Genomic DNA, 23313 nt, shown 5'->3' with positions numbered 1-23313 from the left:
TTCATATCTTTCATGTTGTGGACCTGCAACGACCCCTTTGGACCCCGTTCCCGGATGTACGCGCTTCCCTTTTTGCCTACAATGAAGTTCCAACTACTGCAGTTGCCATTGCTTGTTGGTTCAGGGCGCGTCTCCAGAAGACGCGCCCTTTTTTCTTGCCTGTCGCACTCTGCGCACGAGCCAATTCAAGTACTTAAGCGTTCCCGTTGATGAATCACATCAGAAATTTTTCGATCATTGCGCACATCGACCATGGCAAGTCGACGCTCGCAGACCGTTTGATCCAGCGTTGCGGCGGCCTCGCAGACCGCGAGATGGAAGCGCAGGTGCTCGACTCGATGGACATCGAAAAAGAGCGTGGGATAACCATCAAGGCGCAGACCGCTGCGCTGCACTACAAGGCACTCGATGGGCAGGTCTACAACCTCAATCTGATCGACACGCCGGGCCACGTCGACTTCTCGTATGAAGTGAGCCGCTCGCTGTCGGCATGCGAAGGCGCACTGCTCGTCGTCGATGCATCGCAGGGTGTCGAAGCTCAGACAGTGGCCAACTGCTACACCGCGCTCGACCTCGGTGTCGAAGTGGTGCCCGTGCTCAACAAGATCGATCTGCCCAACGCGGATCTCGACAACGCACGCACCGAAATCGAAGACGTGATCGGCATCGACGCGACCAATGCGATCCCGTGCTCGGCAAAGACCGGCGTGGGCATCGACGACATTCTTGAAGCCATCGTTGCCAGGATGCCCGCGCCGCGCGGCAATCCCGACGGCCCGCTGCGCGCGATGATCGTCGACAGCTGGTTCGACCCGTACGTCGGCGTCGTCATGCTGGTGCGCGTGGTCGACGGCCGGCTCGCAAAGGGCGAACGCATCAAGATGATGGCGTCGGGTGCGATGTACAACGCCGACAGCGTCGGTGTCTTCACGCCCGCCAACGAACCCCGCAATTCGCTCGAAGCGGGCGAGGTGGGCTACATCATCGCGGGCATCAAGGAACTGCAGGCTGCAAAGGTCGGCGACACGGTCACGCTGATCAAGCCCGGCACCGGCGGCGCTGCGGCAACGGCGACCGAGGCGCTGCCCGGCTTCAAGGAAATCCAGCCGCAGGTGTTCGCGGGCCTGTATCCCACCGAGGCGAGCGAGTACGACTCGCTGCGCGACGCGCTCGAAAAGCTCAAGCTCAACGATTCGTCGCTGCGCTACGAGCCCGAGGTGAGCCAGGCGCTCGGCTTCGGCTTCCGCTGCGGCTTCCTCGGCCTGCTGCACATGGAAATCGTGCAGGAGCGCCTGGAGCGCGAGTTCGACCAGGACCTGATCACGACCGCGCCGAGCGTGGTCTACCAGGTGGTCAAGAACGACGGCGAAGTGATCATGGTCGAGAACCCATCCAAGATGCCCGACGTCGGCAGGATGGCGGAGATCCGCGAGCCGATCGTGACCGTCCATCTCTACATGCCGCAGGAATACGTCGGCTCCGTCATGACGTTGGCGAACCAGAAGCGCGGCGTGCAGATGAACATGGCCTACCACGGCCGCCAGGTCATGCTGACCTACGAGATGCCGCTCGGCGAGATCGTGCTCGACTTCTTCGACAAGCTGAAATCGGTGAGCCGGGGCTACGCTTCGATGGACTACGAGTTCAAGGAGTACCGCGCGTCCGACGTGGTGAAGGTCGACATCCTGCTGAACGGCGACAAGGTCGATGCGCTGTCGATCATCGTGCACCGCAGCCAGTCGCAGTACCGCGGCCGGGCGGTGGTGTCGAAGATGCGCGAGATCATTTCGCGCCAGATGTACGACGTAGCGATCCAGGCGGCTATCGGCGTCACCATCATTGCGCGTGAGACAATCAAGGCGCTTCGCAAGAACGTGCTGGCCAAGTGCTATGGCGGCGACATCACCCGCAAGAAGAAGCTGCTCGAGAAGCAGAAGGCGGGCAAGAAAAGAATGAAGCAGATCGGCTCCGTCGAGGTCCCGCAAGAGGCCTTCCTCGCCATTCTGCAAGTCGAAGACTGATCAAAAAAATGGCATTCATCACCACCCTGGTCCTCGCGGCCTTCGCCGCCTATGTCGGCGCCTGGTACTTCAACGCGATCGAAGGCAACTTTGCCTTGCTGCTGTTCCTGGCGACGGTGGTCACCGGCCTTTACTGGCTGGCCGAGCGCTTCTATTTCCTGCCCCGGCGCGAACAGGCCGCCGCCAAGCTGGAAGCCTCGCTGACCGAGCGCAATGCGCGCCTGGCCGGGCAGGGTATCAAGCAGGTCGACACGGCCGACGCAAAGGCGAGCGAACGGCTGCTGATGCAGCCCTGGTGGCTCGACTGGACCGCTGGCCTGTTCCCGGTGATCCTGGTGGTGTTTCTGCTGCGCTCGTTCCTCTACGAGCCCTTCAAGATCCCGTCGGGCTCGATGATGCCCACGCTGCTGACCGGCGACCTGATCCTGGTCAACAAGTTCACCTACGGTCTGCGCCTGCCCGTGATCAACACCAAGATCACCGACGGTACGCCGCTGGCGCGCGGCGACGTGGTGGTGTTCCGCTACCCGCCCAAGCCGAGCATGGACTACATCAAGCGCGTGGTCGGCGTCCCGGGTGATGAGGTGGCCTACCTGAACAAGAAGCTCACGATCAACGGCCAGCCGGTGTCCAAGGAGGCGGATGCCGACTACCTCGACGGCGAATCGATGCGCCTGCTCAAGCAGTACACCGAGAACCTCGGCAGCAAGCAGCACAAGATCCTCAACGACGAAACCACACCGTCCTACATTCCCGGTGCCAGTGGCTTCAATTTCCCGGGTATCGAAAACTGCCGCTACTCGGTCGAGGGCGTGGTCTGCAAGGTGCCGGCCGGCAACTATTTCATGATGGGCGACAACCGCGATAATTCGGCGGACTCGCGTTTCTGGGGCTTCGTGCCGGACAAGAACATCGTGGGCAGAGCGTTCTTTGTCTGGATGAACTTCGGCGATCTGGGTCGCATCGGTCCGTTTCAATAAGCATTCATCTGAATAGTTCAGTTCGAGGGGTATGAGGGCATGAGAACACATCGGTTCGTTCGCAGCAGGGCTGCGCAACAACGCGGCATTTCGTTCATCGGCTTGGTGTTCGTCGCGGTCGTGCTCGGGTGTCTGGGCGTGGTCGTCGCGCAGGTCATCCCGACGCTGATCGAATGGCAGGCCATCGACAAGGCCGCCAACAAGGCCAAGGAAGGCGCGACCGTGCCTGAAGTGCGCGCCATCTTCGATCGCGCCCAGGCCATCGACGACTTCAAGTCGGTCAGCGGCAAGGATCTCGACATCAAGAAGGTCGGCGACAAGGTGGTCGTGTCGTATTCATACGAGCGCGAGATTCCCCTGTTCGGCCCGGCCTACCTGACGCTCAAGTACAAGGGCGAATCCCGCTGAACACGGCGCCCAAAAAGGTGGAGGGCAGCCTTGCCGCGCTGCAGGCGCGCCTCCAGCACACCTTCTCCGATCCGCGGCTGCTCCAGCTCGCGCTCACGCACCGCAGCTTCTCGGCCGACCACAACGAGCGCCTCGAGTTTCTCGGCGACTCGGTGCTGAACCTGGCGGTTTCGCACCTGCTCTACATGCGCCTGTCGGCCCTGCCTGAAGGCGACCTGTCGCGCGTGCGGGCGAACCTGGTCAAGCAGGACACCCTACACCGCCTGGCGGTAGGGCTGGCGCTATCGCCGCTGCTGCGTCTCGGCGAAGGCGAGGCGCGCTCGGGCGGGCCCAACCGGCCGTCGATCCTGGCCGATGCGCTCGAAGCGTTGATCGGCGCCGTCTATCTCGATGCCGGCTTTGCTGCCGCGCAGTCGTTGGTGCACCGGCTCTACGAGGCGGTCGAAATCAATCCGCGCATGGAAGCCGCAGCCAAAGATCCGAAGACCGAATTGCAGGAATGGCTGCAGGGTCACAAAATGAAGCTGCCGGTGTATCGCGTGGCCGCCACACTGGGCGCAGCGCACAAGCAGACTTTCGATGTCGAGTGCGAGGTGCCCGAGTTGGGGCTTCGCGAACGCGGCATCGGCGGCTCGCGCCGCGCCGGCGAGCAGGCGGCCGCGGCCGCCATGTTGATCCGGCTCAAGGCACGCGGCGCCGCGTGAAATCAGAATGAACGATGCTATCAATCCCGTAGCGGGACCCGAAGACACTGCAGGCGATGCGCCTGCCGCTGGACCTCAACACTGCGGCCTCATCGCTATCGTCGGCAAGCCCAATGTAGGCAAGTCGACGCTGCTCAATGCGCTGGTCGGCCAGAAGATCAGCATCACTTCGCGCAAGGCACAGACCACGCGCCACCGCATCACCGGCATGCGCACGCTGGGCGCCACGCAGTTCGTGTTCGTCGACACGCCGGGCTTCCAGACCCTGCACGCCAACGCGCTGAACAAGTCGCTCAACAAAACGGTGCAGGGCGCGGTCGGCGACGTGGACCTGATTCTTTTCGTGGTCGAGGCCGGCAGCTTCACGCCGGCCGACGAGCGTGTGCTCAAGCTGCTCGGCAAGGGCATCCCGACCGTGTTGCTGGCCAACAAGCTCGACAACGTGCACCGCCGCGGCGACATCGCGCCCTGGCTGAAGACCATGCAGGAGAAGCACAGCTTCGCCGAGTTCGTGCCGATGTCGGCGAAGAATGCCAAGGACGTCGAGCGCCTGTTCGGCATCTGCGAGAAGTACCTGCCCGAGCAGCCCTGGTTCTACGACGAGGACGAGCTGACCGACCGCAGCGAAAAATTCCTCGCCGGCGAGCTCGTGCGCGAGAAGCTGTTCCGCCTCACCGGCGACGAGCTGCCCTACACCTCGACCGTCATCATCGACAAGTTCGAGGAAGAGCCGCCCCAGAAAAAGGGCCAGAAGCGCCTGCTGCGCATTGCCGCCACCATCGTGGTCGAACGCGATGGCCACAAGGCCATGGTGATCGGCGACAAGGGCGAGCGCATCAAGCGCATCGGCATGGAAACCCGCGTCGAGCTCGAGAAGCTGGCCGACGCCAAGGTGTTTCTCGAACTGTGGGTGAAGGTGCGCTCGGGCTGGGCCGACGACGAAGCCCGTGTCCGTTCGTTCGGCTACGAATGAAGTGGCCGCTGCCCACCGCGTTTCGCACGAACCGGCTTACGTTCTCCATCGCTACGACTGGAGCGAGTCGAGCCTGATTCTCGAAGTCTTCACCCGCCACCACGGGCGCATCGCGCTCGTGGCCAAGGGGGCGAAGCGGCCGAGTTCCAACTTCCGGCCGGTGCTGCTGCCGCTGCAGCCCCTGCAGCTCAACTACGGCGGCGACGCCGAGATCCGCACGCTCAAGGGCGCCGAATGGATGGGCGGCCATGTGATGCCGACCGGCGAGGCGCTGCTGTCGGGCTACTACGTCAACGAGCTGCTGCTGCGCCTGCTGGCGCGCGACGATGCCCACGAAGCGCTGTTCGACGCCTACGCCGGGATCGTGCAGGTGCTGGCAGGCGACCACGTCGGCGCGCAGGCCGCGACCCAGGCTGCTGCGCTGCGTGCTTTCGAACTGCTGCTGCTGCGCGAAGTCGGCCTGCTGCCGTCGCTCGATGTGCAGACTCTCACACTGGAGCCGCTTGCCGCCGAGCAGCGCTACAGCCTCATGCCGGAAGCCGGCCTGCGCCAAGCCGCCGACGACGAGGCCGCACTGAACGGTGCCGACTGGCAGGCTCTGCAGGCAGTTCTCGACGACCGCGCCCCTTTTACCGCCACGTTGCGTGAAATTGCCACCATGAACGCCGGCAGCAACAGTGCCCTGCGAAACCAGTTGCGCACCTTGCTCAACTACCATTGCGGCGTGTCCACGCTGCGCACGCGGCAAATGATGAGAGATCTGCAAGCACTATGAGCACTTCAGGCACCACCGGCACTGCCACCTCGCTGTCCGTCAACCTCAACAAGGTCGCCCTGGTCCGCAACACGCGACACCTGGGCATTCCGAGCGTGGTGAAAGCCGCGCAGGCCTGCCTGGCAGCCGGTGCGCATGGCATCACCGTGCACCCGCGGCCCGATGCCCGCCACATTCGCGCACACGACGTGAGCGACTTGTCGGCGCTGCTTGCCAAAGACTGGCCCGCGATCGAATTCAACATCGAGGGCAACCCCTTCCAGAACCTGATGGACTTCGTGCGCACGCTGAAGCCGCATCAGGCCACCTTCGTGCCCGACAGCGAAACCCAGTCGACCAGCGACCACGGCTGGACCTTCCCCGACGACGCCGAGCGCCTGCGCCCCCTGATCGCCGAAGCCAAGGCGCTGGGCGTGCGCGTCAGCCTGTTCATGGACCCGATTCCCGAAATGATGGCTGCGGTCAAGGCCGTGGGCGCCGATCGCGTCGAGCTCTACACCGAAGGCTATGCCGCATCGCGCGGAACGCCCGACGAGCAGGCCGTGCTCCAGCGCTATGCCGATACGGCGCGCGCGGCCCATGCCGCAGGCCTGGGCATCAACGCCGGCCACGACCTGAGCCGCGACAACCTGACGGCTTTCCTGCGCGCAGTGCCCGGTGTGCAGGAGGTCTCGATCGGCCATGCCTTCGTGGCCGACGCGCTGGAGCTCGGCTATACGGCCGCCACGCGCGACTACCTGCGCTGCATCAACGAGGCGCAATGAACGCCCGCGCCGCATGATCTACGGCATCGGCACCGACATCTGCGACCTGCGTCGCATCGCCGCGACCTTCGAGCGCCAGGGCGAACGCTTTGCCCGCAAGGTGCTGAGCGATGGCGAATTCGCGGTCTGGAAAGCCCGCAGCGAGCGCTGGCCCAAGCGAGGCCTGAGTTATCTGGCGACCCGCTTCTCCGCCAAGGAGGCCTTCAGCAAGGCCATCGGGCTGGGCATGCGCATGCCGATGAGCTGGCGCCTGTGCGAGATCGCCAACCTGCGCAGCGGCAAGCCTGTCATCGTGCTGCATGGCGGCCTGAAGGACTGGTTCGAGGCGCAGGGCCTCACCGCCCACGTGACCGTGACCGACGAAACCGAATACGCCGCGAGCTTCGTGGTGGTGGAGAAGCTATGACTGCCGGGCCCGCTGCTCGCCCCCATGCGCCGCTGATCATCGATGTGGCGGCCACCGAGCTCAACAACGCCGACCGCCGCCGCCTCGCCAATCCGCTGGTCGGCGGTGTGATCCATTTCGCCCGCAACTGGCAAGACCGCGCGCAGATGACCGCGCTCAATGCCGAGATCAAGGCGATCCGCCCCGACCTGCTGATCTGCGTCGACCACGAGGGCGGCCGCGTGCAGCGCTTTCGTACCGACGGCTTCACGCACCTGCCATCGATGCGCGTGCTCGGCGAGCTGTGGATGCGCGATGCCATGCGCGCCACCCAGGCCGCGACCGCGGTCGGGCAGGTGCTGGCGGGCGAGCTGCGCGCCTGTGGCGTCGACTTCAGCTTTGCGCCGGTGCTCGACCTGGACTACGGCGGCAGCAGCGTGATCGGCAGCCGCAGCTTTCATCGCGATCCGCGCGTGGTGGCGCTGCTGGCCAAGAGCGTGATGCACGGCATGCTGCAGATGGGCATGCGCAACTGCGGCAAACATTTTCCGGGGCATGGCTTCGTGCAGGCCGATTCGCATGTCGAGATCCCGGTGGACAAGCGCGGCCTCAAGACCATCCTGGATGACGATGCGCGGCCCTACGACTGGCTCTCAGGCACGCTCGGCGCGGTGATGCCGGCGCACGTGATCTATCCGAAGGTCGACAAGCGGCCGGCAGGGTTTTCGTCGAAATGGCTCAAGGCGATCCTGCGGCAGCGCTTTGCCTTCGGCGGGGCGGTGTTCAGCGACGACCTGAGCATGGAGGCGGGCCGCTACATCGATGGCCGGCTGCTCAGCTTTACCGATGCGGCGCTGGCCGCGCTCGACGCCGGTTGCGACATGGCGCTGCTGTGCAACCAGAGCATCGGCGAGGGGCGTCTGCTCGACGACTTCCTCGAGGGCTTCGAGGCTGCCGCGCGCGCGGGCCGATGGCAGCCGGACGCGAGCAGCGAGGCGCGCCGCCAGGCGCTGCTGCCGCAGGGCGCCGCACCCGATTGGCCGACGCTCGTCACTTCGCGCGGGTACCGCGATGCAAGGCGGACGGTGGACGTTTGAAGGCTGTTCAGTCGATCCGGAATTGGCGCATTTGTGAACAAGCTGGCAAATACGCTAGATAAGTCGGCCGCGCCGTCCTATAGAGTCAAATGTTCTGAATCAGGCAGTTTCGGGGGGCATTTCTCATGGCGCACATCGGCGAATCCTGGCTGACTTTCGACAGCTTGACTCAGCACGTCGTCAAGACGATCAATCCCAAGCGCATCCTGGACATCGGTGCCGGGGGCGGCAAATATGGCGCCTTGCTCAAGAACGTCGTGCCCGAATGCGAGCTGACCGCGCTGGAGTGCGACGAAGTGGCATTTCCTCAACTGCGCGAGGTCGGCTACCACCAGATTCTTCCGATCACGGCTGACAAGCTCTATGAACGCAGCGGCGATCTCTACGACGTGGTGATCCTGGGCGATGTCATCGAGCACATGCTCCACTCGCAAGGCCGCGACCTGCTGGAATTTCTCAACTACCGCTCCCGCTATCTCATCATTTCCACGCCGGAATGCATGCCGATGAGCCGTCCCATCTTCTTCGAAGGCCACAACTCGTTGTGGCGTCCGGATTCATTTGGCTGGCACGACTACTGGGCGCACCAGCAGTGCGGCGTGATGCACTTCTATCTGCTCAGGGGGCACGACAACTGGGCTGGGCCCGGTCTGGCGGAGGTAGTGAGTGCGGTCAATGGAGCGGGAATTTTCAACGACCATTCCAGCGACAAGAAGCAGGCCGTCAACCTGACGATTCACGACACGCGCTACAAGGAGCCGGCCGACGAACACAACGTCGTGCTGTACCGCCCCTTCTGACGGACGTTGTTTCATGACGGCAACCGACAAGATCTCCCTTCGCGATATAGACATCATCGTTTCGTACAGGGAGGCGACCGAAGAGCGGCGCGAGAACCTCTATGCCGTGCTGGCGCATCTGGCCTACACCTATACCGACTACCGGCTGTGGTTGATGGAGGCGGCAACGGCGCCGCGCTTCGACTGGCAGCGGCTGCGCGATCCGAAGATCCGGCATGTCTTCATCCATCACGACGGGCCGTTTCCCAAATCGATGCTCTACAACACGGGCGTCCGGCTGGCCCGCAGCCCTGTGATCTGCTTCCACGACGCCGATTCCATTGCCCAGCCTTCAACGCTGCGTGGCTGTGTCGATGTGCTGCTGGACCGGGACAGCAGCGAGGTGCTGTGCCCCTACTGGAGCGTCATCAACGTGACGGGTGAACTCAAGCGCAATTTCATGCAGTTGCCCGACTACGCCCGATTCGCGTCGATCAACGTGGAGCAACTGCCTCCGGATGCCGGCGTGCTGTACTCGAATGCCAATGGGGGCATCGTGCTGTTCAAGCGCAGCGAGTACATCCGTGTCGGCGGGTACAACGCACGCCTGGAAGGATGGGGCGGCGAGGACGACGAACTGCTGCGCAGGGCAGGGCGGCTGGGTCTGCGTTGGCACTCGATGCACGTGCCCCTTTTCCACTTGCACCACGACTCGGGCTCGCGCAATGAATTGATCGAGAGCCTTCATGGCACCGAGAACCTGCGTGCGTCGCATGCCATCGAGACCATGTCCCAGGAAGAGGTCGAGGTGCTGGCGCGCGAGTTGTCCGCGTTCTTCGCGTCCGACTGATCAGGGCCGGGCGCTGGCGTCCCAGAGCCGACGGCCGTTCATGTCCAGGTGCGTCAGATACAGCCGCAGGTCGAATTCAAGCTGCTGGTAGTCCGGCTCCATGTGCGTGCACAACGCATAGAAGGCCTTGTCGTGCTCCCGCTCCTTCATGTGCGCCAGCTCGTGCACGACGATCATCCGCAACCAGGCCAGCGGCACGCCCTTGAACAGGCTCGCCACCCGAATCTCCCGCTTGGCCTTGAGCTTGCCGCCCTGCACGCGCGACACCGTGGTGTGCGTGCCCAGCGCGTTGCGGATCACGTGCAGCTTGTTGTCGAACATCACCTTCGACAGCGGTTCGGCCTTGCGCATGAACTCGCTCTTGAGCTCGCTCACGTACTCATAAAGCGCGCGGTCGGTCTGCACGTTGTGCGCCCCGTCGGGGTAGCGCTTGCCGAGCAGCGCGGCGAGCTTGTCTTCGGCGATCAGCTGGCGGACCTGGTCCAGCAGGGGCGCCGGATAGCCCGCCAGGTATTTCATGCGCGACGGCGCTCCGTGCGCGCCGCGCAGGCCAGCCCCGTGGCCACGCCGCCGAACAGGTCGCCTTCGACCAGGTTCACGCCCGCAAAGCTCTTGCGCAGGGCGTGCTGGAACGGTCGCAGCGCTGAAGAGCCGCCGGTGAGGTAGATCGCGTCGAGGTCGCCGCTGCGCAAGCCCGCGCGCTTGACGCAGGCGTGGGCGCACGCAATCACGTTCTCGAGTGGTCCGGCCAGCTGCTGTGCCATGTCGTCCGGCGTGAGCGAGGCCTCCAGCCCGCGCTCGGCGCAGGAAAGGTCGATGGCCGTCGCTGCATCGGTCACCGAGGCATCGATCTTGGCGGCTTCCACCGCACTCGCGATGCGGTGCCCGTGCCGCTCTTCGAGCACGGTCATGAGCCGGTCGTGCAGTCGCGTGTCGCTGTAGCTCGTGCGCAGGTCTTTCGCCTGGCGTACCGCCTTGGCGGCGTAGAGCCAGTTGATCAGGTGCCAGGACGAAAGCTCGAAGAACACCTTGCTCGGCACCTCGCGCCCCTGTGGCCCGTGGTGGCGAAAGCCGAATTGCGGCATCACGCGCTCGAGGTTCAGGCGCTGGTCGAAGTCGGTACCGCCGATGTGCACGCCGCTGGTGGCCAGCACGTCGTCGCTGCGGTCCTCGCGCGCGGCACGCTCGGGGCCGACGCGCACGACGGTAAAGTCCGAAGTGCCACCGCCGATGTCGACGATGAGCACGATCGACTCCTTGGCGATGCGCTGTTCGTAGTCGAACGCGGCTGCGATCGGTTCGAGCTGGAAGGCGATCTCGCGGAACCCCGCCGCGCGCGCTGCGTGGCGCAGGCTTTCCTCGGCACGTTCGTCGCGCTTGGCATCGTCGTCCACGAAATGCACGGGCCGCCCGATCACCACGCGCTCGGGCATCCGGCCGAGCTCGCGGCTGGCGCGCATGGCCAGTTCGCGCAGGAAGCGCGCGATGATGTCCTCGAAGCTCACGAGGCCGTCGTAGATGGCAGTCTTCTCCTGCATCAGCGCGCTGCCGAGCAGGCTCTTCAGCGAGCGCATCAGGCGGCCTTCGGTGCCCGAGAGGTACTGGCCGATGGCATCGCGGCCAAAGTGGGTCGTGCGGTCTTCGGCGTTGAAGAAGATCGCGGTGGGCAGGGTGGTGGCCGCGCCTTCGATGGGCAACAGGCGGGCCTCGCCGTCGACCCGGCAGGCCACGGCGGAATTGGAGGTGCCGAAGTCGATGCCGATCGTCGGCAGCGACGACGGTGACAGCACGCTCAAGATTCCCTGCGCAGCGCCGGGAACAGGATCACGTCGCGAATGCTCGGCGAGTCTGTCAGCAGCATCATCAGCCGGTCGATGCCGATGCCGCAGCCGCCGGTGGGTGGCATGCCGTATTCGAGTGCACGCACGAAGTCGTGGTCGTAGAACATGGCTTCGTCGTCGCCGCTGTCCTTGGCGGCCACCTGCGCGTTGAAGCGCGCAGCCTGGTCTTCGGCGTCGTTCAGCTCGCTGAAGCCGTTGCCGAACTCGCGGCCGGTGATGTACAGCTCGAAGCGCTCGGTGACCTCGGGGCGCTCGTCGTTGGCGCGCGCCAGCGGCGAGATCTCGGTCGGGTGCTCCATGATGAAGGTCGGCTGCCAGAGCTTCTCTTCCACGGTTTCTTCGAAGTACATCACCTGCAGGCTGGCGAGGCTGCGCTGCGAGAGCTTGTCCTTCTCTTCGCTCAGGCCGATCTTGCGCAGGGCGTTGATGAGCCAGGCGGCGTCGTCGACGCCCTGGGCCACGCCCTCGGCGTCGGTGTACTTCAGGATCGCTTCGCGGATCGTCAGGCGCTCGAAGGGCTGGGTCAGGTCGACCGGCTTGCCCTGGTAGGTGAGCTGCTGCGTGCCCACGGCCTTGTCGGCGATGGTGCGGATCAGCGTCTCGGTGAAGTCCATCAGGTCGCGGTAGTTCCAGTAGGCTGCGTAGAACTCCATCATCGTGAACTCGGGGTTGTGCCGCACCGAGATGCCCTCGTTGCGGTAGCTCCGGTTGATTTCGAACACGCGCTCGAAGCCGCCGACGATCAGGCGCTTGAGGTACAGCTCGGGCGCGATGCGCAGGAACATCTCCTGGTCGAGCGCGTTGTGATGCGTCTTGAAGGGCTTGGCGTTCGCGCCGCCCGGAATCGGGTGCAGCATGGGCGTCTCGACTTCGAGGAAGTCGTTGGCCACCATGAATTCGCGCAGGGCGCTTACAGCCTTGCTGCGCGCGGTGAAGCGCACGCGCGCCGATTCGTCGGTGATCAGGTCGACGTAGCGTTGGCGGTACTTCTGCTCCTGGTCGGCCATGCCGTGGAACTTGTCGGGCAGCGGGCGCAGGCTCTTGGTGAGCAGGCGAAGCTTGGTTACCTTGACCGAGAGCTCGCCGGTCTTGGTCTTCATCAGCGTGCCTTCGGCGCCGACGATGTCGCCCAGGTCCCAGCGCTTGAAGTCGGCGTAGATTTCTTCGCCGACCGCGTCGCGCGTCACGTAGAGCTGGATGCGGCTGGTGGCGTCTTGCAGCGTGGCGAAGCTGGCCTTGCCCATCACGCGCTTGAGCATCATCCGGCCGGCCACACTCACGGAAACGGCTTGCGCCTCGAGGGCTTCGGCCTCGGTGGCGTCATGCGCTTCGGCGAGTGCCGCTGCACGGTGGCCAGGCTTGAAGTCGTTCGGGAACGCAACGCCTTTGCCCTCGGCCTGCGCCGTGCGCAGCAGCTTGAGCTTTTCGCGGCGTTCTGCGATGAGCTGGTTTTCGTCGACGGGGGGCGGAGGAGGCGAGGGGGTCTTTTGATCGGACATGGGAGGCGGGTGGCGCGCATCCGGGAGCGTGCGCGGGGCTGGCATTTTAGCCCATCGGGTTTGAATAAAACCTGCGCCCAGCGCCCGTCAATCCTGTGCAATGTGCTACAAAAAAAGTAGCGACCTATTCAGTGATGCCCGTGCGTGCGAGCAGATCGCTGACCAGCTCGAGCCGCATCAGCGGACTGTCGAGCTCCATCAGGCGCTGGCGCAGTTCGAGTTGCATCGGCACCAGTTCGCACCAGCGGTTGGCCACCCAGCCGCAATCGTTGAGCTGGTAAGGTGCGCCGATCGGCAGCCGCACCGCTTCGCCTTGCGCGCGGCGGCGCTCTTCCAGCGTGTCGATCAGGCGCTGCAGCGCGGCGGCGGTATGCCGCAAGTCGTCGGGAATTTCGAGCGCGATGTCGTCGCTCACGGCCTCGACCTCGGCGACCCACAGGCCGTGCTTCTGCAGCTCGTTGCTGCGAACCCGAAAGCGTTGCGTGCCCACGCATTCGATCTGCAGCAGGCCGCTCTGCGGCGATTCGAACTCGCGGATCATGGCCAGCGTGCCGATGGCGGCAAAGCTTTCCGCGTCGGCACCAGCCTTGCGCACTTCGCTGCCGCTGGTGAGGCTCACCACACCGAAGGGCGCATCGGCCTTGCGGCACTTGCCGATCATGTCGAGATAACGAACCTCGAAGATGCGCAGTGGAAGAAGGCCACCCGGAAACAGGACAGTACCGAGCGGGAACAATGGCAGTGAATGCAAAAAGGGTTGTGTCGTCATCGAAGAGCCTTGCGTGGCTATCATCGCATTCCGCTCACGGCCACGCCCCATGCTCTATCAGATTCCCTCGTTCCTTCTCGACGTGATCGTCGGCCTCCTCGGCGGCGCATGTCTGCTGCGGCTCTACATGCAGTACCACCGGGTGCCGTTCGGCAATCCGCTCGGGCGCTTCGTGTTCGCCATCACCGACTGGATCGTGCTGCCGCTGCGGCGCATCGTGCCCGCGGTGAAGCGCTGGGACCTGGCAAGCCTGATCGCGGCCTGGCTGCTGGTGATGCTGAAGTTCCTGCTGCTGTGGCTGCTGGTGGGCAACCTGGGGCGCATCGCGACCTTGCCGCTGGTGTCGCTGGTCGGGCTGATGCAATTGGCGGTTTCCGGCCTGACCGCGCTGCTGGTGGTCTACGCGGTGCTGTCTTGGATTCCAAACGCCTCGCCGATGCTGCTCGACCTGATCTCGCGCCTGGCCGAGCCACTGGTGCGGCCGTTTCGCCGCTTCATTCCGCTGATCGGCGGGGTCGATCTGTCGCCGCTGGCCGCCATCGTCGTGCTGCAGGTGATCGCGATCGTGCTGGGCAACCTGCTGGTGTTTGCCTATCAACTGACTTTCTGAACTTCTGAATTCCCCAAGAAAAAGGGCCCGGGTGCGATGCACCCGGGCCCTTTTGCTTTTGACCTGTCTCGTTCAGCTGACCGCGTCGGCCGGCTGGCGCAGCAGCATGGCCAGCGTGCTGGCGATGGTCTTGCGCAGTTCGCGGCGGTCGCTGATGAAGTCGATGGCGCCCTTGGTCTGCAGGAACTCGGCACGCTGGAAGCCTTCGGGCAGCGTCACGCGCACGGTCGATTCGATCACGCGCGGGCCGGCAAAGCCGATCAGCGCCTTGGGCTCGGCGATCACCACGTCGCCCACGAAGGCGAAGCCTGCCGACACGCCACCCATGGTCGGGTCGGTCAGCACGCTGATGTAGGGCAGGCCCTTCTTCGCCAGGCGCGTGAGCGCGGCATTGGTCTTGGCCATCTGCATCAGCGAGAGCAGGCCTTCCTGCATGCGCGCGCCGCCGGTGGCGGTGAAGCAGATGAAGGGCACCTTCTGCTCGATGGCGGTCTCGACGCCGCGCACGAAGCGCTCGCCGACCACGCTGCCCATGCTGCCGCCCATGAATTCGAACTCGAAGCAGGCCACGACCACGCTGATGCTATGGACCGAGCCGCCCATGACGACCAGCGCATCGGTCTCGCCGGTGTTTTCCAGGGCTTCCTTCAGGCGCTCGGGGTACTTGCGGCTGTCCTTGAACTTCAGGGCGTCGACCGGCAGCACTTCCTGGCCGACTTCGTAGCGGCCCTCGGCGTCGAGGAACGCGTCGAGCCGCGCGCGGGCGCCGATGCGGTGGTGGTGGCTGCAGCTGGGGCAGACGTTCTGGTTGTGCTCGAGGTCGGTCTTGTACAGAACGGTCTCGCAGGCGGGGCATTTGATCCACAGACCCTCGGGCACCTGGCGGCGCTCGGACGGGTCGGTTTGTGCGATCTTGGCGGGTAGAAGTTTTTCAAGCCAGCTCATAAGGGGCTCCTTGTGTTGGCGGTGATTATCGACCAGCCGCGTTCTTGGCCGTGGCGGCAGGCAGTGCATCGAGCGCCTCGCGGATGCCCGCAAGGAATTCGCGCACCGCCGGCACCACCCGCTCGCGGGGCTGGTCTTCGATGAGTTGAATGATCTTGGTGCCGATGATGACCGCATCCGCGGCCGATCCGACCGCCTGCGCGGTGCGCGCGTCGCGGATGCCGAAGCCCACGCCGACCGGGATGCTCAAGTGCTGGCGGATGCGCGGGACCATCTGGCCGACCGCCTCGGTGTCGAGGTGGCCGGCGCCCGTCACGCCCTTGAGCGACACGTAGTAGACGTAGCCGCTGGCGATGCGCGCGACCTGCGCCATGCGCTCGTCGGTGCTGGTCGGGGCCAGCAGGAAGATCAGGTCGATGCCGGCCGCCTTCAGCTCGGCGGCGAAGTCTTCGCATTCTTCCGGCGGGTAGTCGACCACCAGCAGGCCGTCGACGCCGGCTGCGACCGCATCGCGGATGAAGGCCTTCTTGCCGTGCACGAGGTCGTAGCGCTCGACGGGGTTGGCATAGCCCATCAGCACCACGGGCGTGGTCGTGTCCTTCTGGCGGAAGGCGGCCACGATGGCGAGCACCTGCTTCATGCCGATGCCCAATGCCAGCGCGGCTTCACCGGCCTTCTGGATCACTGGCCCGTCGGCCATGGGGTCGGAGAAGGGCACACCCAGCTCGATCACGTCGGCGCCGGCCTCGACCATGCCGTGCATCAGCTCGGGCGTGATGTCGGTAAAGGGGAAGCCGGCGGTCACGTAGGGAATCAGGGCGCGGCGGCCGTCTTTTTTCAGCGCGTCGAAGGTGGTGGCAATGCGGCTCATCACTTGCCTCCCTTCACGCTCAGACCGCGCATCGAGGGCCGGTCGTAGAAATCGACACCCGACAGGTCGGCGACGGTGCCGATGTCCTTGTCGCCGCGGCCCGAGAGGTTCACCAGGATCGACTGGTCGGGGCGCATGGTCTTGGCGAGCTTCATTGCATGGGCCAGGGCATGGCTGGATTCGAGCGCGGGGATGATGCCCTCCGTTCGGCACAGGTAGTGGAAGGCTTCGAGCGCTTCGGTGTCGGTGATGCCGACGTATTCGGCACGGCCGATGTCGGCCAGGTACGCGTGCTCTGGGCCCACGCCAGGGTAGTCGAGGCCCGCGCTGATGCTGTGGGTCTCGGTGATCTGGCCGTCTTCGTTCTGCAGCAGGTAGGTGCGGTTGCCGTGCAGCACGCCGGGGCTGCCGCGCAGGATCGACGCCGAGTGCTTGCCGCTGTCGAGCCCTTCGCCAGCCGCTTCGACGCCGATCAGGCGCGTGCCCGCGAACGGAATGTACGGATGGAAGATGCCCATGGCGTTGCTGCCGCCGCCCACGCAGGCGACGACCACATCGGGCTGTTTGCCTTCGGCCTCGCCGGTGATGCCGTCGGCTGCGAGCATGGCCGGCATCTGCTCGATGCACTCGGTGCCGATCACGCTCTGGAAGTCGCGCACCATCGTCGGATAGGGGTGCGGGCCGGCGACGGTACCGATGATGTAGAAGGTGTTTTCCACGTTGGTGACCCAGTCGCGCATTGCCTCGTTGAGCGCGTCCTTCAGCGTCTTGCTGCCGGATTCGACGGGCACCACGGTCGCGCCGAGCAGGTTCATGCGGTAGACGTTGGGGCTCTGGCGCTTCACGTCCTGGCTGCCCATGTAGACCACGCATTCGAGGCCGTAGCGCGCGCAGATGGTGGCGGTTGCCACGCCGTGCTGGCCGGCGCCGGTTTCGGCGATCACGCGGGGCTTGCCCATGCGGCGCGCGAGCATCGCCTGGCCGATCACGTTGTTGATCTTGTGCGCGCCGGTGTGGTTCAGGTCTTCGCGCTTCAGGTAGATCTGCGCGCCACCCATTTCACGGCTGGTGCGCGCGGCGTGGTAGATCGGCGAGGGGCGGCCGACGAAGTGCTTCAGCTCGTAGTGGAATTCGGCGAGAAACGCCGGATCGTCTTTGAACTTCGCATACGCGTCGCGCAGTTCGTTGATCGCGTGGGTGAGCGTTTCGCTCGCGAAGGTGCCGCCGTAGTTGCCGAAGTGGCCGGTGGCGTCGGGTTGCTGGTAGTCCTGGAATTGGCTTTGCATGGTTCTCGATCGGTGAGCCGCAGCCCGACGACGATCGGCTGCGGCGGCTAACTGGAGAAGGACGCGTCGGCAGCCCTGACGGCTGCGACGAATTGCCGGATCTTTCCGGCGTCCTTGAGGCCCTTGTTCCCGGGACCGTCGATTTCGACGCCCGAGCTCACATCAACGGACAGCGTCTTGCAGCGCGTCCGCAGGATGCGAATGCCATCGCTCACGTTTGCAGGTGTGAGCCCACCACTCAAGACGAGGTGAGCGTCGACGGCGGGTGGAAGAAGTGACCAATCGAATGCCTTGCCGCCACCGCCATAACCTTCGACATGAGCGTCGAGCAGGATGGCCTGGGCGTGGGAGTAATCGGACGCGTATTTTACGAGGTCGAAGCCGGCCCCGGCAGCCCCCAGCGGAATGCGGGCCGCGCGCATGTAGCGAAAGCGCCCTGGGCCGCTGGCTTCTTCGCATTGTTCGGGCGTTTCCTCGCCGTGGAATTGGGCGATGGCGCCCTTCACACGGGTGAGTGCCGCTATGACTTTGGGAGCATCCTCATTCACGAACAGCAGCACGGGCGTGATGAACGGGGGCAGGCGCGAGGCCAGTTCGGCGGCGCGTTCGAGCGTCACGGCGCGGGGGCTCTTCGCATAGAGCACGAAGCCGATGGCATCGGCGCCGGCTTCGATTGCCGCATCCACGTCGGCCTCACGTGTCAGGCCACAGATTTTGATGCGGGTGCGGGGAACGGAAAGCGCGGTCATGGCGGGCCATCATACGGAGCCCCGCCGGCCTGCAGCGTGGCTTCCGCCGGCAGACCCCACTTGGCGTCGTACAGCGGGCCCAGGAAGTACAGGCCGTCCGCGGAGAAGGTGGGCGCCGCCACCTTGCGGCTGCGTGCCTCGAGCACTTCAGAAATCCACTCGGGCCGTTCGTCGCCATGGCCGATGCGCACCAGGCAACCCATCAGGTTGCGGATCATGTGGTGCAGAAAGGCATCGGCCTCGAATTCGAAATGCCAGCGGCAGCGTTCGCCGTCGCCCACGCGCGTGATCTCGATGCGCCGCAGGTCCTTGACCGGCGAGCGCGCCTGGCAGGCCGAGGCGCGGAACGAACTGAAATCGTGCTGCCCGACGAGTAGCGCGGCCGCGGCGCGCATCGCATCGCCGTCGAGCGCATGCATCGACCAGCCGACCCGGCCCGAATCGAGGCTGGGCCGCACGGGCGATTGCGAAAGCACGTAGAGGTAGCGGCGCGCCAGGGCGCTGGCACGGCAATGGAATTCATCGGGCACCGGCTGCGCCCACTGCACCGCGATGTCGTCGGGCAGGAAGCGGTTGGTGCCGCGCATCCAGGAGAAGGGTTCGCGCTCGACGGTGGTGTCGAAGTGCACCACCTGCATCAGCGCGTGCACGCCGGCATCGGTGCGACCGGCGCACAGCGTACCGATGGGCTGCGCGGCGAACTTCGTGAGGGCCGCTTCGAGCTTGTCCTGCACCGTGCGGCCCGAGCGCTGGCTTTGCCAGCCCTCGTACGCTTGGCCGTTGTACCGGATGCCGAGCGCCAGCCTCACGAATTCAGGAAGAACGACAGGAGCGGCAACCGCTCAGCGCAGTTCTGCGAGCAGTTGACGGGCTTGCGACTTGAGGTCGCCAGCGCTTTCGGCTTCGACTTCCTCGACCAGCGAGCGGGCGCCTTCGACGTCGCCGATGGCTTGCAGTTCGCGAGCGAGAGACAGCTTGACGGCGTGCGGGCTCTCATCGCCTTCGTCGTCGGGCGCGGTAGCTGCAGGCCTTGCGGTTTCGGCCGAGCGGGCAGCGGGCAGGCCAGCCAGTGCGCTCATGTCGAATTCGATGAAGCCCGAGTCGGCCGGCAGCGCATTGCGTAGCGCGGCGGGGCGGGTGTTGTGTTCCGCGTCGCTCAGCGAGCTGGGGAGCGTGTCTGCCGACAGCGCGCCGGGGGCGGTGTCGAAGTCGTTCTCGAGATCGACAGGCGTTGCGGCGTGGCCGTTCGACAGGGGTGGTGCGGGGCGTGCTGTCGTCGGAGCGGGCGCGTAGACCGACTTCGGCAGGCTGGCACCGACCGGTGCGTGCTGGACCGGCGCAGGGGCGGGGGCCGGCGGCGTGGTCAGGTCGAGGTCGAAGTCCAGCGGTGCCACCGAGGGCACGAAGGCGGGCGGTGCAACGGCCGCCGGTGGTGCTGCGGGAGGCGGAACTGCTGCCGGCTTGGCGGCCGAGGCGAGGGCGCCCGCAAAAGCAGCCGTCTCGGCAGCGCTGGCGCCGCCACTGCTGCGGGGAGCACCCGATTCGTACAGCGGGTTGCCCGGATCGAGATCCTTGCCCATGTCGACCACGCGGGTCCAGTCGGAGCCGAGGCCGCCAGTCAGCTTGTGCACTTCGGTGGCCAGGCCTTCGTAGGCGCGCACGTCGCGGCGCTTGGCGTGGATTTCGAGCAGCTTGAGGTGGATGGCGGTGCGGTCCGGGTTCAGGCGCAGCGCTTCACGCAGGATTTCCTCGGCCTGCAGGTCGCGGCCGTAGGCCAGGTACACGTCGGCTTCGGCCACGGGGTCGACATCGCCCGCGTCGAGTTGGCTCGGCGAGTACGACAGCGACGAAACGGTGGAGTCGCCGCGGTGCTTGGTGTCGACCGATTCACCGCCGCTGGCGCCGAAGAACGAATCCTTCGGGATGCGGCTTTCGAGGAACACGCTTTCGCTCATTTCCTCGCGCCGACGGCCCAGCACGCGGTACAGCAGGAAGCCGATCAGCAGCGCGATCAGCGCCGCGCCAGCCAGCATCAGCGGGTTGTCCAGCAGCTCTTCGAGGAAGGTGGGCTCCGGCGGGGGCGGCGGAGCGGGCTTCTTCACGGCTGGCTTCGGTGCAGCGGCGGCCACTGCAGCGCTCGCTGCCGCCGTTGCGGGAGCGGCGCCGGCGTCGGTTGCAGCTGGCGCGGCTGCGACTGCGGCCTCGGCCGTCTGGGCAGGAGCGGCAGCAGCAGGGGCTGCAGCCGTTGCTTCGGGTGTGGGCGCGGGGCTCGGTGCTGCTGCGGCGGGAGCGGCCGGTGCGGCTGCCGCAACGGGGGCGGGAGCCGGGACTGGTGCAGCGGCAGGTGCCGGAGCAGGGCTTGTGACCGGGGGAGCGGTCGTGGCACTGGTGGTCGGTGCCGGAACCGGGATGCCCGGCGTCGACGGTGCTGCCGGCGCAGCGGCTGCGGCAGGTGCCGACGAACCGGTGCCCGTTGCAGCCTTGAGCTTGTTCAGCTCGTTGATGTTCTTCGACAACTCCGCAACGCGGTTGTTGTTGTCTTGTGCCTGACGGGTCTGCGCGACCTTTTCGTCGGCGGCGCGGGTAGCCGCGTTGCCTTGCGAGATCGTGAGCTTGTCGGGTGCGCTGGCCGCTGCATTGCGGTCTTCGACGTTGGCTTGCAGCTTGCCCGAGGCCTTGCGGCTCGCGGCTGCCACGTTCGAGGTCGGCGCGTTGTCGGCCAGGCGCTGGCGGTAGGCGCCGAAGTCGCGGCTCTGTGCCGTGACCGTGCGACGGGCTTCGTCCGGCAGAATGGCCGCCGCCTCGGCACCGCTCGGCAGATCGAGCACCGCGCCGGCGCGCATGCGGTTGACGTTGCCGCCAACGAATGCATCGGGGTTGGTGAGCAGCAGCGCCACCAGCATCTGGTCCAGGGACACGTCGGCTGGCTTGTGGGCGCCGGCGATCTTGCTGGCGGTGTCGCCGCGCTGAACGGTGACCTGTTCGCCGCCACCGCTGCGAATCGCCGGAGCGGCTGCAGTGACGGGGGCGGGGGCTGCCGCGGCCGGCGCAGGTGCGGCTGCTGCGGGGGCTGCCGAAGGCGCAGCCGCCACTACGGGGGGGCGTTCGCGGCGAGCACGGGCTGCCGGGGCAGCGCGTTCGGTCGGCGTGGCGATCTGGGGCGAAATGGGCGTGGCCGGTGCGGCCGCCTGGCGCGTGGCCGGCGGATCGAGCAGCACGGTGTAGTCGCGCACGATGCGGCCCGACGAACCGTTGGCCTCGAGCAACAGGTCGATGAACGGATCGTTCAACGGGCGGTTACCGCTCAGGCGCACCACGTACTGGCCGCCGGCGCGGCGCTGAAGCGTTGCCTTGACGTCGCTCAGGGCCGAGTTGTACGGAACGCCCGCGTTCTTGAAGGCTTCGGCCGTGGCGATGTTGATCTTCAGACCGTCCGCCTCGTTGGCGGCGATTTCGGTCACGTCGATCTCGGCGCGCAAGGGTTCGCCCAGCGCCGATTGCACCTTCAGCTGACCCAGCGCGAATGCGCTGGCGTCGGTGCTGACGATGCCCAGTGCCACGGCTGCCGCCGCACCAAGGATGGAAAGGCGCCAACCGTTTGATGGCAGAGGCGGGCGAGCGGCCGATGGGCTGGCCGCAGGCAACAGATGTCTTGTCATGCTGATAGGGGGCGGCTCAGGCCCAGAATTTGTAAGAGGACGTTAGCACCATCACCGGGCACTGACAAGGCAATGCGCTTGTTCTACCCAGTGCGCGCATACTTACGCACACATTGGATGTTGCCGTAAGGCAACAATTCATGTTTCAAAAGGCCCTGAGCAGCCCGCATCAGGCTTCGAGCAGGATACGCAGCATGCGGCGCAGCGGCTCCGCGGCGCCCCACAGCAGTTGGTCGCCGATGGTGAAGGCACCGACATACTCCGGGCCCATCGCCAGCTTGCGGATACGGCCGACCGGGATGTCCATGGTGCCCGTCACGGCCACCGGCGTCAGGTCCTTCAGGGTGGCTTCGCGCGTATTCGGCACGACCTTCGCCCAGGGGTTGTCGGCGGCGATCATCGCTTCGATGTCGGCGACCGGCACGTCCTTCTTGAGCTTGAAGGTCAGGGCCTGGCTGTGGCAGCGCATCGCGCCAATGCGAACGCAGAAACCGTCGACCGGCGTGGCAGCGGTGCTGAAGCCCGGGCCCTGGCCGAGGATCTTGTTGGTTTCGGCGCCGCCCTTCCACTCTTCCTTGGACATGCCGTCGCCCAGGTCCTTGTCGATCCAGGGGATCAGCGAGCCGCCCAGCGGCGCACCGAAATTGGCCGTTTCAGCAGCGCTGAGGGTCTGCTGCTTGTGCAGCACCTTGCGGTCGATTTCGAGGATGGCCGACTTCGGGTCGTCCAGCAGGGCGCGCACTTCGGCGTTGATGGTGCCGAACTGGGTCAGCAGCTCGCGCATGTGCTGTGCGCCGCCGCCCGAGGCTGCCTGATAGGTCATGCTGGTCATCCACTCGACCAGGCCGGCCTTGTAGAGGGCGCCCACGCCCATGAGCATGCAGCTCACGGTGCAATTGCCGCCGATCCAGTTCTTGCCGCCCTTGGCGAGCGCGTTCTCGATGACCGGCAGGTTGACCGGGTCGAGCACGATGATCGCGTCGTCCTGCATACGCAGGGTGGAGGCGGCGTCGATCCAGTGGCCGTTCCAGCCGGCGGCGCGCAGCTTGGGAAACACCTCGCTGGTGTAGTCGCCGCCCTGGCAGGTGATGACGATGTCGCACTTCTTCAGTGCCTCGATGTCGTTCGCATTCTTCAGCGCGGTTTCGTTCTTGGCCATCGCCGGGGCCTTGCCGCCGGCGTTGGAGGTCGAGAAGAAGACCGGCTCGATGAGACCGAAGTCGCCTTCGGCCTGCATGCGGTCCATCAGGACCGAGCCGACCATGCCACGCCAGCCCACGAGGCCGACCAGAGGTTGAGATGCGTTCGCCATTTCAGTTTGCCCTTATGAAAAAAGAAAAATTTGTCT

Annotated in this window: 23 protein-coding genes; 12 read left to right on the top strand and 11 right to left on the bottom strand. The window is 65.5% G+C overall.

The window, feature by feature from the left end; translation table 11 throughout:
• The first annotated feature begins 209 nt into the window (after positions 1-209).
• From lepA to ACSFCA_RS04880, 11 genes are all read left to right on the top strand, one after another.
• Positions 210-2021 (top strand): translation elongation factor 4, encoded by a 1812-nt coding sequence (gene lepA / locus ACSFCA_RS04930; RefSeq protein ID WP_258350705.1) that lies wholly within the window; start codon positions 210-212, stop codon positions 2019-2021.
• A gap of 8 nt (positions 2022-2029) precedes the next feature.
• Positions 2030-3001 (top strand): signal peptidase I, encoded by a 972-nt coding sequence (gene lepB / locus ACSFCA_RS04925; protein ID WP_258350704.1) that lies wholly within the window; start codon positions 2030-2032, stop codon positions 2999-3001.
• A 39-nt stretch (positions 3002-3040) separates the two neighbouring features.
• Positions 3041-3409 (top strand): DUF4845 domain-containing protein, encoded by a 369-nt coding sequence (locus ACSFCA_RS04920; protein WP_258350703.1) that lies wholly within the window; start codon positions 3041-3043, stop codon positions 3407-3409.
• Positions 3410-3426: 17 nt separating this feature from the next.
• Positions 3427-4113, top strand: coding sequence for a ribonuclease III (gene rnc / locus ACSFCA_RS04915; RefSeq protein WP_258350702.1), 687 nt, complete (start codon positions 3427-3429; stop codon positions 4111-4113).
• 7 nt (positions 4114-4120) lie between these two features.
• A complete protein-coding gene (era, locus tag ACSFCA_RS04910) occupies positions 4121-5086 on the top strand; it encodes a GTPase Era (RefSeq protein WP_258350701.1) in 966 nt (321 codons plus the stop codon).
• A 1-nt stretch (position 5087) separates the two neighbouring features.
• Positions 5088-5861, top strand: coding sequence for a DNA repair protein RecO (gene recO, locus ACSFCA_RS04905; RefSeq protein ID WP_435459054.1), 774 nt, complete (start codon positions 5088-5090; stop codon positions 5859-5861).
• A complete protein-coding gene (locus ACSFCA_RS04900; protein ID WP_258350700.1) occupies positions 5858-6625 on the top strand; it encodes a pyridoxine 5'-phosphate synthase in 768 nt (255 codons plus the stop codon). Before recO ends, ACSFCA_RS04900 begins: the two co-directional genes overlap by 4 nt.
• A gap of 13 nt (positions 6626-6638) precedes the next feature.
• A complete protein-coding gene (acpS, locus tag ACSFCA_RS04895; protein WP_258350699.1) occupies positions 6639-7031 on the top strand; it encodes a holo-ACP synthase in 393 nt (130 codons plus the stop codon).
• Positions 7028-8107: a beta-N-acetylhexosaminidase gene (nagZ, locus tag ACSFCA_RS04890; RefSeq protein WP_435458813.1), complete on the top strand. Its 1080-nt coding sequence runs from the start codon at positions 7028-7030 to the stop codon at positions 8105-8107. Before acpS ends, nagZ begins: the two co-directional genes overlap by 4 nt.
• Positions 8108-8232: 125 nt before the next feature.
• The gene (locus ACSFCA_RS04885) at positions 8233-8907 is read left to right on the top strand and encodes a class I SAM-dependent methyltransferase (RefSeq protein WP_354337301.1); all 675 of its coding nucleotides are present in this window, start codon (positions 8233-8235) and stop codon (positions 8905-8907) included.
• 13 nt (positions 8908-8920) lie between these two features.
• The gene (locus tag ACSFCA_RS04880) at positions 8921-9736 is read left to right on the top strand and encodes a galactosyltransferase-related protein (protein ID WP_435458812.1); all 816 of its coding nucleotides are present in this window, start codon (positions 8921-8923) and stop codon (positions 9734-9736) included.
• Here ACSFCA_RS04880 and ACSFCA_RS04875 read toward each other — a convergent pair whose 3' ends face one another.
• The 4 genes from ACSFCA_RS04875 to ACSFCA_RS04860 all read right to left on the bottom strand — a co-directional run bounded on the left by ACSFCA_RS04875 (position 9737) and on the right by ACSFCA_RS04860 (position 13845).
• Positions 9737-10255, bottom strand: coding sequence for a M48 metallopeptidase family protein (locus ACSFCA_RS04875; protein ID WP_435458811.1), 519 nt, complete (start codon positions 10253-10255; stop codon positions 9737-9739).
• Complete coding sequence (locus ACSFCA_RS04870; RefSeq protein ID WP_435458810.1) at positions 10252-11532, bottom strand: Hsp70 family protein; 1281 nt, start codon at positions 11530-11532, stop codon at positions 10252-10254. Before ACSFCA_RS04870 ends, ACSFCA_RS04875 begins: the two co-directional genes overlap by 4 nt.
• On the bottom strand, positions 11529-13076 hold the full coding sequence (lysS, locus tag ACSFCA_RS04865; RefSeq protein ID WP_435458809.1) for a lysine--tRNA ligase: 1548 nt from the start codon (positions 13074-13076) through the stop codon (positions 11529-11531). Before lysS ends, ACSFCA_RS04870 begins: the two co-directional genes overlap by 4 nt.
• A 124-nt stretch (positions 13077-13200) precedes the next feature.
• Positions 13201-13845, bottom strand: a complete 645-nt coding sequence (locus ACSFCA_RS04860; protein WP_435458808.1) for an LON peptidase substrate-binding domain-containing protein — start codon at positions 13843-13845, stop codon at positions 13201-13203.
• 49 nt (positions 13846-13894) lie between these two features.
• Between ACSFCA_RS04860 and ACSFCA_RS04855 the strand changes: the two genes are divergently transcribed.
• The gene (locus ACSFCA_RS04855; RefSeq protein WP_258350692.1) at positions 13895-14455 is read left to right on the top strand and encodes a YggT family protein; all 561 of its coding nucleotides are present in this window, start codon (positions 13895-13897) and stop codon (positions 14453-14455) included.
• 72 nt (positions 14456-14527) lie between these two features.
• Here ACSFCA_RS04855 and accD read toward each other — a convergent pair whose 3' ends face one another.
• The 7 genes from accD to asd form a co-directional block, all read right to left on the bottom strand.
• Entirely contained in the window at positions 14528-15400 is an 873-nt protein-coding gene (accD, locus tag ACSFCA_RS04850) for an acetyl-CoA carboxylase, carboxyltransferase subunit beta (RefSeq protein WP_012746558.1), read from the bottom strand.
• A gap of 25 nt (positions 15401-15425) precedes the next feature.
• Positions 15426-16271 carry a tryptophan synthase subunit alpha gene (gene trpA / locus ACSFCA_RS04845; protein WP_435458807.1) on the bottom strand — a complete coding sequence of 282 codons (846 nt, stop codon included), beginning with the start codon at positions 16269-16271 and terminating at the stop codon, positions 15426-15428.
• Positions 16271-17557 (bottom strand): tryptophan synthase subunit beta, encoded by a 1287-nt coding sequence (gene trpB / locus ACSFCA_RS04840; RefSeq protein ID WP_258350689.1) that lies wholly within the window; start codon positions 17555-17557, stop codon positions 16271-16273. The genes trpA and trpB overlap by 1 nt, the downstream gene beginning before the upstream one ends.
• Before the next feature lie 47 nt (positions 17558-17604).
• Positions 17605-18306: a phosphoribosylanthranilate isomerase gene (locus tag ACSFCA_RS04835; protein WP_258350688.1), complete on the bottom strand. Its 702-nt coding sequence runs from the start codon at positions 18304-18306 to the stop codon at positions 17605-17607.
• Positions 18303-19115, bottom strand: a complete 813-nt coding sequence (gene truA / locus ACSFCA_RS04830) for a tRNA pseudouridine(38-40) synthase TruA (RefSeq protein WP_258350687.1) — start codon at positions 19113-19115, stop codon at positions 18303-18305. The genes ACSFCA_RS04835 and truA overlap by 4 nt, the downstream gene beginning before the upstream one ends.
• 33 nt (positions 19116-19148) lie before the next feature.
• Positions 19149-21866 carry a FimV/HubP family polar landmark protein gene (locus ACSFCA_RS04825; protein WP_435458806.1) on the bottom strand — a complete coding sequence of 906 codons (2718 nt, stop codon included), beginning with the start codon at positions 21864-21866 and terminating at the stop codon, positions 19149-19151.
• Positions 21867-22134: 268 nt separating this feature from the next.
• Positions 22135-23277, bottom strand: a complete 1143-nt coding sequence (asd, locus tag ACSFCA_RS04820) for an aspartate-semialdehyde dehydrogenase (protein WP_435458805.1) — start codon at positions 23275-23277, stop codon at positions 22135-22137.
• Positions 23278-23313 lie beyond the last annotated feature (36 nt).

It is taken from the genome of Variovorax multivorans (assembly GCF_051216835.1).
Taxonomy (GTDB): domain Bacteria; phylum Pseudomonadota; class Gammaproteobacteria; order Burkholderiales; family Burkholderiaceae_C; genus Variovorax.
Note: the sequence above shows the minus strand (reverse complement) of the source record. Positions and strands in the feature narration are given on the sequence as shown.

Excerpts from the sequence above, each read along its gene's own strand:
- ACSFCA_RS04900 (WP_258350700.1), top strand. The coding sequence starts at position 5,858 with ATGAGCACTTCAGGCACCACCGGCACTGCCACCTCGCTGTCCGTCAAC.
- nagZ (WP_435458813.1), top strand. The coding sequence starts at position 7,028 with ATGACTGCCGGGCCCGCTGCTCGCCCCCATGCGCCGCTGATCATCGAT.
- ACSFCA_RS04920 (WP_258350703.1), top strand. The coding sequence starts at position 3,041 with ATGAGAACACATCGGTTCGTTCGCAGCAGGGCTGCGCAACAACGCGGC.
- ACSFCA_RS04875 (WP_435458811.1), bottom strand. The coding sequence starts at position 10,255 with ATGAAATACCTGGCGGGCTATCCGGCGCCCCTGCTGGACCAGGTCCGC.
- ACSFCA_RS04835 (WP_258350688.1), bottom strand. The coding sequence starts at position 18,306 with ATGACCGCGCTTTCCGTTCCCCGCACCCGCATCAAAATCTGTGGCCTG.
- lysS (WP_435458809.1), bottom strand. The coding sequence starts at position 13,076 with ATGTCCGATCAAAAGACCCCCTCGCCTCCTCCGCCCCCCGTCGACGAA.
- ACSFCA_RS04880 (WP_435458812.1), top strand. The coding sequence starts at position 8,921 with ATGACGGCAACCGACAAGATCTCCCTTCGCGATATAGACATCATCGTT.
- asd (WP_435458805.1), bottom strand. The coding sequence starts at position 23,277 with ATGGCGAACGCATCTCAACCTCTGGTCGGCCTCGTGGGCTGGCGTGGC.
- lepB (WP_258350704.1), top strand. The coding sequence starts at position 2,030 with ATGGCATTCATCACCACCCTGGTCCTCGCGGCCTTCGCCGCCTATGTC.
- trpA (WP_435458807.1), bottom strand. The coding sequence starts at position 16,271 with ATGAGCCGCATTGCCACCACCTTCGACGCGCTGAAAAAAGACGGCCGC.
- era (WP_258350701.1), top strand. The coding sequence starts at position 4,121 with ATGAACGATGCTATCAATCCCGTAGCGGGACCCGAAGACACTGCAGGC.
- accD (WP_012746558.1), bottom strand. The coding sequence starts at position 15,400 with ATGAGCTGGCTTGAAAAACTTCTACCCGCCAAGATCGCACAAACCGAC.
- lepA (WP_258350705.1), top strand. The coding sequence starts at position 210 with ATGAATCACATCAGAAATTTTTCGATCATTGCGCACATCGACCATGGC.
- acpS (WP_258350699.1), top strand. The coding sequence starts at position 6,639 with ATGATCTACGGCATCGGCACCGACATCTGCGACCTGCGTCGCATCGCC.
- ACSFCA_RS04885 (WP_354337301.1), top strand. The coding sequence starts at position 8,233 with ATGGCGCACATCGGCGAATCCTGGCTGACTTTCGACAGCTTGACTCAG.
- trpB (WP_258350689.1), bottom strand. The coding sequence starts at position 17,557 with ATGCAAAGCCAATTCCAGGACTACCAGCAACCCGACGCCACCGGCCAC.
- ACSFCA_RS04855 (WP_258350692.1), top strand. The coding sequence starts at position 13,895 with ATGCTCTATCAGATTCCCTCGTTCCTTCTCGACGTGATCGTCGGCCTC.
- ACSFCA_RS04860 (WP_435458808.1), bottom strand. The coding sequence starts at position 13,845 with ATGACGACACAACCCTTTTTGCATTCACTGCCATTGTTCCCGCTCGGT.